Origin of the sequence: Streptococcus sp. 1055 (assembly GCF_013276815.1) — a bacterium.
Lineage (GTDB): Bacteria > Bacillota > Bacilli > Lactobacillales > Streptococcaceae > Streptococcus > Streptococcus pseudopneumoniae.
This window is the reverse complement of the sequence record NZ_VMLT01000114.1, coordinates 1-9783: the sequence shown is the minus strand read 5'-3', so window position 1 is coordinate 9783 and position 9783 is coordinate 1. Positions and strand designations below refer to the sequence as shown.

8 protein-coding genes and 1 pseudogene are annotated in these 9783 nt (G+C 41.5%); all 9 read right to left on the bottom strand.

Annotated elements, in window-relative coordinates:
* Window positions 1-553, bottom strand: a 553-nt coding sequence (gene vncR / locus HT699_RS09710; RefSeq protein WP_172934316.1) for a response regulator transcription factor VncR, incomplete at its 3' end; no start/stop codon positions are given.
* 275 nt (window positions 554-828) lie between these two features.
* The gene (locus HT699_RS09705) at window positions 829-1590 is read right to left on the bottom strand and encodes a hypothetical protein (RefSeq protein ID WP_138701080.1); all 762 of its coding nucleotides are present in this window, start codon (window positions 1588-1590) and stop codon (window positions 829-831) included.
* Window positions 1553-3481 carry a CAP domain-containing protein gene (locus HT699_RS09700; RefSeq protein ID WP_138706176.1) on the bottom strand — a complete coding sequence of 643 codons (1929 nt, stop codon included), beginning with the start codon at window positions 3479-3481 and terminating at the stop codon, window positions 1553-1555. The genes HT699_RS09705 and HT699_RS09700 overlap by 38 nt, the downstream gene beginning before the upstream one ends.
* Before the next feature lie 297 nt (window positions 3482-3778).
* Window positions 3779-5158, bottom strand: a complete 1380-nt coding sequence (gene vex3 / locus HT699_RS09695; protein ID WP_054388057.1) for an ABC transporter permease subunit Vex3 — start codon at window positions 5156-5158, stop codon at window positions 3779-3781.
* Between the two features lie 55 nt (window positions 5159-5213).
* Window positions 5214-5861, bottom strand: a complete 648-nt coding sequence (vex2, locus tag HT699_RS09690) for an ABC transporter ATP-binding subunit Vex2 (RefSeq protein WP_000173719.1) — start codon at window positions 5859-5861, stop codon at window positions 5214-5216.
* A gap of 12 nt (window positions 5862-5873) precedes the next feature.
* Complete coding sequence (locus HT699_RS09685; RefSeq protein ID WP_054388056.1) at window positions 5874-7151, bottom strand: ABC transporter permease; 1278 nt, start codon at window positions 7149-7151, stop codon at window positions 5874-5876.
* A 234-nt stretch (window positions 7152-7385) separates the two neighbouring features.
* Window positions 7386-7460: pseudogene (locus HT699_RS09680) on the bottom strand (transposase); the annotation flags it as partial.
* Window positions 7454-7804, bottom strand: coding sequence for an IS66 family insertion sequence element accessory protein TnpB (tnpB, locus tag HT699_RS09675; RefSeq protein WP_023937629.1), 351 nt, complete (start codon window positions 7802-7804; stop codon window positions 7454-7456). The gene tnpB and the pseudogene HT699_RS09680, both read right to left, overlap by 7 nt.
* 336 nt (window positions 7805-8140) lie before the next feature.
* Window positions 8141-9783, bottom strand: a 1643-nt coding sequence (locus tag HT699_RS09670) for an LPXTG cell wall anchor domain-containing protein (RefSeq protein WP_172934315.1), incomplete at its 5' end; no start/stop codon positions are given.

Sequence of the window (9783 nt, the reverse complement as noted above, 5' to 3'; positions counted from 1 at the left end):
AGGGAACCTCATCTGTCGCTTTCCAGACGGCATCGATAATCTGAGATCGAGTCAAGGCTCGTCCTTCATTTTTCACCAGATAGTCCAGAATTTCCAACTCTTTTGCATTGATGGCTACTTCCTCACCTGCTAGACTGGCACTGTAGCTCTCAAAATTCACCCTGGCATCTTTATAGGAGAAGATTCGTCCTGTATCATAATAGCGCTTGAAAATCGCGTCCACCCTCACTTTTAAGAGGGAGAGGGAGAAAGGTTTTTCCAGATAGCCATCTGCCAGAGAGGCAAAAGCACTCATTTTGTATTCCTCATCCTGAAAGGCAGTCAACATCAGGACAGGAACCTGACTGGTTTTACGAATCTCAGCTAGGACTTCTAGGCCGTTGAGCTTGGGCATCTGGATATCCAGTAAAACCAAGGCTACCTCATAGCTAGAAAATTGCTCCAAGGCTTCTTGCCCATCTGCAGCCTCAATGGTTTCATAACCACAATCCGTCAAATAATCACTGATCCCCTCACGAATCATCTCTTCATCTTCTACAATTAAAATTTTCATACTTTAACTGCTCTCTATTTTTTATTTTTCTTAGAATAATACTCAATGAAANNACTAGGAAGCTAGCCGCAGGTTGCTCAAAGCACTGTTTTGAGGTTGCAGATGGAAGCTGACGTGGTTTGAAGAGATTTTCGAAGAGTATTAGAATAACTACCTACTCTATTTTCTATTATAGCCTCTTATTGGCCTTTTGTCTGTAAGCAACTGACCACTAGATAAAACAAAGAGAGCCTATCGCTCTCTCTGCTTGCATTTCACTCTCTGTGGAATGAAAATTATTTAGCTGCTTTTGAAAATGTTACAACGTAATTATAATCTTTCCCATTATTTTTATAGAGATAGTCTTCTTTAACAGTATAACCACGTTTACGTAATTCCTCTTTCTTGGCATCAACTTGGTTCTTGACTGCTACTTTTACTTCATCATCTGTTGAACCTTCCGCGATTTCAAGAGGAGTTCCATTGATATCTCCTAGAAAACCTGCAATATCTTTCATTTTATCAAAGTTATAAAAAACATTGACTTTGACCTTTTGAGGAGCTGATGTTACAACTTCTTCAGCTTCTACTGTTGTTCCTGCGTCTTTTGGAGCTAGTGTTTCTTCTGTTCCTACTTCTACAGATGGTTGTGTGTCTGTTGACTCACTTTCAGAGGTAACTGATGCTTCTTTTGACTCTGACGATTCTTCTGATGTGGCATTTGTTGTTCCATCTTGTGTCTCAGAATTATTTTCTTGTGAATTTACTAAGTTAGAATCAGACGAAGTCGCTTCTCCAGTTTCTTCTGTGGTGGTCAATACTTTTTCTGAGTCTGATGATGGAGCTACAGATGTTTTTCCTGTTTCTGCCATATCCGTAGCTGATGTGTTTTCAGCTGGTTCTACTTGACTTTTCTCTGTGCTTTCCGTAGATTCTACAGTCTTTGCTTCCTCTGTTGCTCCGTTACCGTGCGATGTTACATCTCTTGTTTCTGAAGACGCTTCCTGTGAATTAACATCTTTACTGTTTGTCTCTTTTATCAGATATGTTTTCGACAATATCAGCTTTTGTTTTAAATGAGGAAAGTTGAGATTCTGTCACCTCTGCTTCTTGAATTGCTGGCCCATACTGTCCAACTAAAGCCTCCGAGTCGACCTTATCTCCTAAAATTTGTGCAACAGTAATCCAGTGATGTTCATGACGAGGGTTATTAAATGCACCAAGACCTGTATAAGTATATAGAGGATTTATCAATGATTTATAATGACCAGTTTGACCTGCAACTGTCTCACCCTTTGATTTTTTAATATAATCGGCTTTTTCTGAGTACCATTGCTTAATCGCCTCTGCAAATCCTTTATAATTCCACGCCAAGTTTTCTCCAAATGTTCTAGTACCAGTCGGAAAAGCTGTCCAAATATTTTTGTCAGAGAGACGAGCATGGGCATTCGTAATAGAAGACTCAGCAGCTCTCATAAGAGCCGTTTTTTCCAGTTGTGTTGACCACTTAATCGGAACATACTTATCTACTAATTTCTCCTCAAAAGCCTCTTTACGAATCTTATTAAGAGAATCTAAGATAGCTTGTTGATCTGGTGTTAAAAATTCTCCTTTGATTCCCACCAAAACATTGCCAGCAGATGCTTGACTCACTTCCGATTTAAGTACAGTCTGCACCTCCTTTTGTGGTACAGCCGGCACTTCCCCTTTCGATGTTACTGGATCTTCCGTGGTTGGTCTTGTAGCTACCGGTGCTTCTGATTTTGGTGCTGGAGACGCTGGTGCTTCCGCTCTTGGTGCCGGTGTTGCTGGTGCTTCTGATTTTGGCGCTGCTGGTGCTTCTGCTTTTGGTTCTGATACCATTGGCCCTTCTGATTTTGGCGCTGGCGCTGCTGGTGCTTCTGATTTTGGTTCTGATACCATTGGCTCTTCTGATTTTGGCGCTGCTGGTGCTTCTGCTTTTGGTTCTGATACCGTTGGCTCTTCTACTTTCGGTGCTGGAGATACGGGTGCTTCTGCTTTTGGTTCTGATACCGTTGGCTCATCCGCTTTCGGTGCTGGGGTCGCTGGCTCTTCTACTTCTGGTGCCAGTGTTGCTGGTTCTTCTGCTTTTGGCGCCGGTGACACTGGTTCTTCCACTTTTGGTGCTGGGGTCGCTGGTTCTTCCGATTTTGGTTCTGATACCATTGGCTCTTCCACTTTCGGTGCTGGCGCTTCAGAACTTGGATTTGAAACTACAGGTTGATTTGTTGTCCCTATATTTGAAAGGGCCTTGTCTACTACTGGACTTGATTCAGTTGAGTTCCCTGATTCAATTGTAGTATCTGCAGATGGAGCATGTAAAGTTTCTGATCTTGTTTCGGCTTTTGGCGCAACTGAAACTGAGGTTTCTGATTTCGATGCCGGCAATACTGACTCTTCAGCTTTCTCTGCTGACGCCGCTGGGATTTCCACAGCTACTGGTGTCGTTTGTTTAACAGTAGTCCTTTGTTCACCAGTTACAGTATCTGTTTTTGTTTCAACTTCATAACTTTGACGACTACCAGAATTATCAATCGACACTCGCTGTCTTTTTACTTCTGTATTTCCATCTTTTAGAAAAGCCTCTTCGCTAAAATACAATTTATTATTAGCAAAAATCAAATCTCTATTTGCAATACGATTTATCTCAACCAAACTATCAACAGATAGCCCTGTTGCCCCACTAATAGCACTCAATGTATCTCCCCACTTAATTGTGTAGTGTGATAAATTGTCTATATTTAGAATATCAGCTTTCACTTCCTCAACTGTTCTGGCTACCCAAACACCATCTTGTTCACTGGCTGATACAGTTGGAGCTAAAAAGCCTAGCCCCAGTAGAATCACACCTGTCGCAACAATTGCACCCGTTCTTAATTTTCTAAAACCACGGAGGGATAAGCTTCCTCTAACATTTGTTTGTCTCATAATATTTATTTTTCCTCACTATTCTATATTTTCCAAGGTAGACCCTGCCTAGGTCTACTAGCCTATGTTTGCGATATGGATAGGCTTCTACAGATTTATCTATAGATTTTTATGCACAATTCCATATATAAGTTGCGAAACCCCTTTCTAATAAATTCCATAACTTTAGTATATCATATTTAACACTAAAGTACAAAGAAAGCAACTGAAAGCAATGATTTTCACCACTGCTTTCTGCTTCATGTATCATTTTAAAACTTTCAGTTGCTAGCCTCATTTTTCAGTCTAGCATCAGTATTATTCACCATCCAGCAAAAGCTCTTTTGGTTGTTTTCTAAGGAGATTGCTTGAAGCAAGCGCCATAACGAGAACCACTAGAACCAAGGCTAGGACAAAGACGATGATAAAGTCTGAAGTCTGAATAGAAATATCTAGGCTCGACAAGGTCTTGCTAAAGCCATCTACTTCTGCACCACCACCAAGGTTAGAGGCTTGAGCCGCCTTACTAGCCTGTTTGGCAACACCTGAAGTCACATTGGCAAGGACAGTGTTTCCAATTGCACGGGCAGTGTAATTAGCTAGGAAGTAAGCAGAAACTAGAGCAGGGATAGCAATCAAGATAGATTCGGTTATGAATTGCCCCAAGATACTTGCCTGCTTGAGGCCGATAGAGAGGAGAATTCCCACTTCCTTGCGACGGGCGTTGATCCAAAGGCTGAGCAAGAGGGCAAGGAGGAGAACTGAGAAGCTCAAGCTACCCCAGAAGAGGAGGTTGGCCATCTTGTACATACCAGAGATAGATTGCTCAAGAGCTGGGTAGTTAGAGGAGCTCTTGACGAGTGTGTAGCTCTTCCAGTTGATACCACTGATGCCATTCAACTCTTTCATAACATCATCCAAGTTCTTGTCTGCTGTTACAAAGAAGGTTGCGTCCCCATAAATGGCTGTGTCTTCTGTGTATCCATAAAGTTTTGCAGCAGTGTGAATGTCTGTAATAGCTGTGTTTTCGTAAAGTTCTTGTGAGTAGGTTACTGCTGACTTATTATGACCATCAAAGAGTCCCTTGATTGTCACTTCAACTGTTTCCTTGGCTCCTTTTTCATTATCTGCATCGTAGATATTAGAGTCCAGTTTAACCTTGTCCCCTACTTTCCAGCCGTGTTTGGCTGCCAAGTCCTTGTGCAAGAGGATTTTATCCTTGTCGTCGTTGGTTAAGTGCTCTCCTTCGACTAGTTTATAAGAACCAGAGACAAACTTGTCTTCTTTAGAGGAGTCATTGACACCTGTAATCATCAAGCTACTTCCAAAACGTTTGGCACGATCAGCAGTGAGATTCTTCTTGGTTTCTGGCGTTTCAATGAGGTCATATCCAGTCAAATCTCCGATAGCGTTGATACGTTTGACATAAGACTCGATGGCCTTGTTTTCGGTGATTTTTTTGATGTCTTCACCCTTAATATTCCCAGCACCACGAGGCGTTCCTTGGTTGACGCGACGATTGATTTGCATGGAGAAGCTATTGGTGATATTTTTAAAGGTCTCCTGAGAAGCCTTGGCAGTAGCTCCCTTGATTGACAAGCCGACCAAACTCAAGCTCGCCATGAGGAGAATAATCAGGAAGATGACAATCGATTTGAAAAACTTCCTTGTAACATAGGCAAATGCGTTGTGTAACATAGATTCCCTTTCTAGATTTTATTCTATTTTATAGTTTGAACAGAAAAAGTTCGTATTATTTCGTAGTATTTCGAGTTTCAGTCAGTTTCTTATCTTTCAACTCAAGTGTAATATCTGATGCTTGTGCCACTTCTTTGCTGTGGGTTACGACGATGACACATTTACCTGTTTTCTGGGCAAGTGATTTGAGCAGTTCGACAATATCTCCAGCAGTTTTAGGATCCAGATTTCCTGTTGGCTCATCAGCTAGAATAACTGGAGCTTCTGAGACCAAACTGCGAGCAATGGCAACACGTTGCTGTTGACCACCTGATAACTGGAGAACATTCCGCTTGATCTGATTTTCATCTAAACCAAGCTCAAGCAGTGTATCCTTGCTTGCCTTTTTGTTGACCAAGCGGATATTTTCCAGTGGAGAAAGATAATCTATCAAGTTATAATTTTGAAATACCAGGGAAATATGGTGCATACGATGGTAGGAATAGCCCTTCTTACGAATATCCTCTCCTTGGAAAAGAATCGAACCTTCAACAGGACTATCTAAACCAGCAAGTAGGGACAAGAGAGTGGATTTCCCCGCTCCTGACTCCCCAATAATACTGTAAAATTTCCCAGGTTCAAAATGATAATTGATCTGATATAGGACTGCCTCAGCAGTGTTCTTATAACGGTAGTTAAGGTCTTGTAATTGTAATAAAGTCATGATTTCTCCTTCTTAACTAATAGATGATAAAATTTCTTTCGGCGATTTTCTAAATAAGAATAGGAAACAAAGGGCTACAGATAAGCAACTAAGCAGAACTAGAAAAACATAGGATTCTGCAAAAGATAGGGTGCTGGTTGATAGACTGCTTGCTTTAGCTAGCGTGTCTTGTAGGGCTGCCTGATCTCCACTTGCTAGTAGGGTTTGGAGTAGGTAAGATGTTATTGCGTTTCCTGCAACAAATGCTGGAAGCAAAGCACTGAGAGATACCAAAACTACCTCTAAACAGAATTGTAGGAAGATTGAGCTCTTGCCTTTTCCAAGTGCCAGTAAAATTCCCACTTCGTAGACCCTTTCTCTCAACCAGAGAGACAAAACCAGAATTAAGGCTCCTGCTCCTGCTATCAACATCCCATAAAGGAAGATGGTCAGGAAGGTTTGGAAGGTTTCCACTGAGTCTTTGATTTGTTCAAAGGCCTTGTTTTCCTTTTCGACTTGGTAGCCTTGATTTTCCAAGGCCAAGTTTTCTACCTGCTTCATGAGTCCGTCCATTTTCTTAGGATTTTCTACATAGAAGCGTGCTGCACTGACTTGAGCTTCACTATTGCCCAAAAGGGTTTGGCTACTTTCATAATCTGTAAAGACTTGATTTTCACTGAAGTCAGAAGACAAGCCTGTAAATTTCTCTTGTTTTTTACCAGAGAAGATTCCGACGATTTCAAACTCGACAGTTTGTCCTTTGCCAGATTCTGACTGTCCAGCATCCAAGCTAATCTTGTCATGAAGTGAAAGACCGTTCTTCTTAGCCAACTCTTCGTGGATGATGATTTTCTTTGAATCCCCTTTTTGAAGGTGACGACCTTCTTTTAGGTTGAAAGCCGAGCTAGTAAAGGTTACATCCTTGGATGAATCCTCAAGAGCCGTTAAGCTGACCAAGTTTTTGTCCGCTGCTGACAATTCATCACGCTCCACGCTCTGCTCGCCACTCACTGCTTCCTTGTCTTTTAGTTTTGCGACCGTCTCGAGTTCAGGAGAGACATGTTCCAGTCCCTTAATCTGGCTCACGGATGATAAGTCCGACAACTTGAAAGTCTGACCATTTTCTATCTTCTTAATAGAAAAAGATGTATTGAGTGATTTGTAAAGATTGGTTTCAACTGTTTTGTTGGACTTCATCAGCGTCAAACAGGCTGAAATTCCAGCCAATAGGACCAATAAAATCAGAAATAAAATAAAACTTCTCAGTCGTTTTCTGCTGACATAAGCCCAAGATCTTTGGATTGGATTCATTTGTCACCTCCATATTTGTAAGACTATTATAAAACCCAAATATGAAATGTTTATGAAATACGAAAAAAATATCGAGTAGGGGATAATCTCTAGTCCCTCTCACACCACCGTACGTGCCGTTCGGCATACGGCGGTTCAACTAACTTTTAAAGCATGTCGTTCAAGGTCATAATCCAAACACAAAATCAGTCCACGTTTTTCTTAGGCTAAAAGAGTCCACTGGACTCTTTTACTCCGTCCCATAACCAATGATTTAATAGCGCGTTCAGCTAGATTATTGGAAAGGACCAGATGCCCGTCTTTCAATAGAAATCACGACTTTCTGATGAATTTATTTTGGGAGTGATAGAAAAGCCCTTCATAAGCCAGTCTACTTGTTCAGGCGTGAGAGCTTTGATATCCTTTTCTGTACTGGGCCAAGTCAGTCTGCCGCTCTCAAAGCGTTTATATAGTAGCCAAAATCCTTGACCATCCCAGTAAAGGGATTTAAAGCGGTCTTTACGTCCACCACAAAAGAGAAAGACTTGACCTGAAAAGGGATTTAATTCAAAGTGGGTTTTAATGAGATAAGCCAGTGAATCAATGCCTTGTCTCATATCCGTTTTCCCACACACGAGATAGACCTGCCCTAGGCTAGATAGATGAATTGTCATAGAGCAACACCTTATCCAAAAGCTCTTCTATCATTTCGAGATTGTGGAATCTCTACAGGAACAATAGGTTGTGGCATTAAAATATCTTCCAATAGTTTTACTTTACGAATAGTATACAGGAGGAACTCCATGAATGATAGATACCTTGTTATGACGCGCTTACCGTACTATTATAAATTCAATCCACTATATCATTTGATTCACTAGTAAAAAAAGGATAACATCTCCTCTCGGAGATGCTATCCTTTTGGGGGCGACTAGAACATAGTGTTCCAATCTATTTTCGTTAAATTTACAGAATGTTTATCCTATGAATTATTTTATCAAAGTAATTTCTTACTCTTCTTCCTTGCGTTTTTTCGCGATAAGGAGTCCCCCTGTTGCTGCTGCAAGAAGTGCTAGAGCAAGTGAAGCGCTAGATTGTTCTGTACCAGTATTTGGCAATTCTTTCGCTCCTGCTTTCTCAGCTGGTGCTTGAGCAGGTGAATCTTGGTTGGTAGCTGGATTAACTGCTACTGAACTATCTGATTTCTTGACTGTCTTATCTGCTGGAATAACAGATGTAGTACCATCTTCAAAGGTTACAACTACTGATCCGTCTTTGTTTACCTTAATATCTTTCGCAGTTGGGTTAGATTTCTTAACTTCTTCGGCTACCTTAGCTTTTTCTGCGTCAGTCAAGTTGCTTGGATCTTTAACTGGTGTTGCTGACGGATCCTTAACACTATCTGCATCTTTAGCTTTCTCAACTGCTTTAGCTGCTGGAATTACTGCTGTTGAGCCATCTGGGAAGGTTACAGTTATTGTTCCATCTTTACCTACTTTAACATCTGTTGCAGTTGGGTTAGATTTCTTAACTTCTTCGGCTACCTTAGCTCTTTCTGCATCAGTCAAGTTGCTTGGATCTTTAACCGATGTTACTGATGGATCTTTAACACTATCTGAATCCTTAGTTGATGCACCTACTGGTTTAGATTCTGGTTTCGAGTTTGGATCTTTCGGATTTGTTCCTTTTTCTACTTCTTCCTTATCAGTCAAGCCATCGCCATCTGTATCGGCTTTAGTAGGGTCTGTTCCTTTCTCTACTTCTTCCTTATCAGTCAAGCCATCGCCATCTGTATCGGCTTTAGTAGGGTCTGTTCCTTTCTCTACTTCTTCCTTATCAGTCAAGCCATCGCCATCTGTATCCTTAGTTGATGGATCTACTGGTTTAGATTCTGGTTTCGAGTTTGGATCTTTCGGATTTGTTCCCTTATCTACTTCTTCTTTATCTGTGAAGCCATCGCCATCTGTATCAGCTTTAGTAGGGTCTGTTCCTTTTTCTACTTCTTCCTTATCAGTCAAGCCATCGCCGTCTGTATCGGCTTTAGTAGGGTCTGTTCCTTCTGCCTTTTCTACCTTATCAGGGAAACCGTCTCCATCGGTATCTTTGGTATCTGGATTTGACTGAGGATCGTTTGGATCTGTTCCTTCTGCCTTTTCTACCTTATCAGGGAAGCCGTCTTTGTCGGTGTCGACATTGTCTGGTGTTGAGTTCTTATCGTTTGGATCTGAACCTGCGTCTTTTTCTACAACGTCAGGGAAACCGTCTCCATCGGTATCTTTGGTATCTGGATTTGACTGAAGATCGTTTGGATCTGTTCCTTCTGCCTTTTCTACCTTATCAGGGAAGCCGTCTTTGTCGGTGTCGACATTATCTGGTGTTGAGTTCTTATCGTTTGGATCTGAACCTGCGTCTTTTTCTACAACGTCAGGGAAACTGTCTCCGTCGGTGTCTTTGGTATCTGGATTTGACTGAGGATCGTTTGGATCTGTTCCTTCTGCCTTTTCTACCTTATCAGGGAAACCGTCTCCATCGGTATCTTTGGTATCTGGATTTGACTTAGGATCGTTTGGATCTGAACCTGCGTCTTTTTCTACAACATCAGGGAAACCGTCTCCGTCTGTGGCTGGTTTAAGCGGATCCGTACCCTTATCAA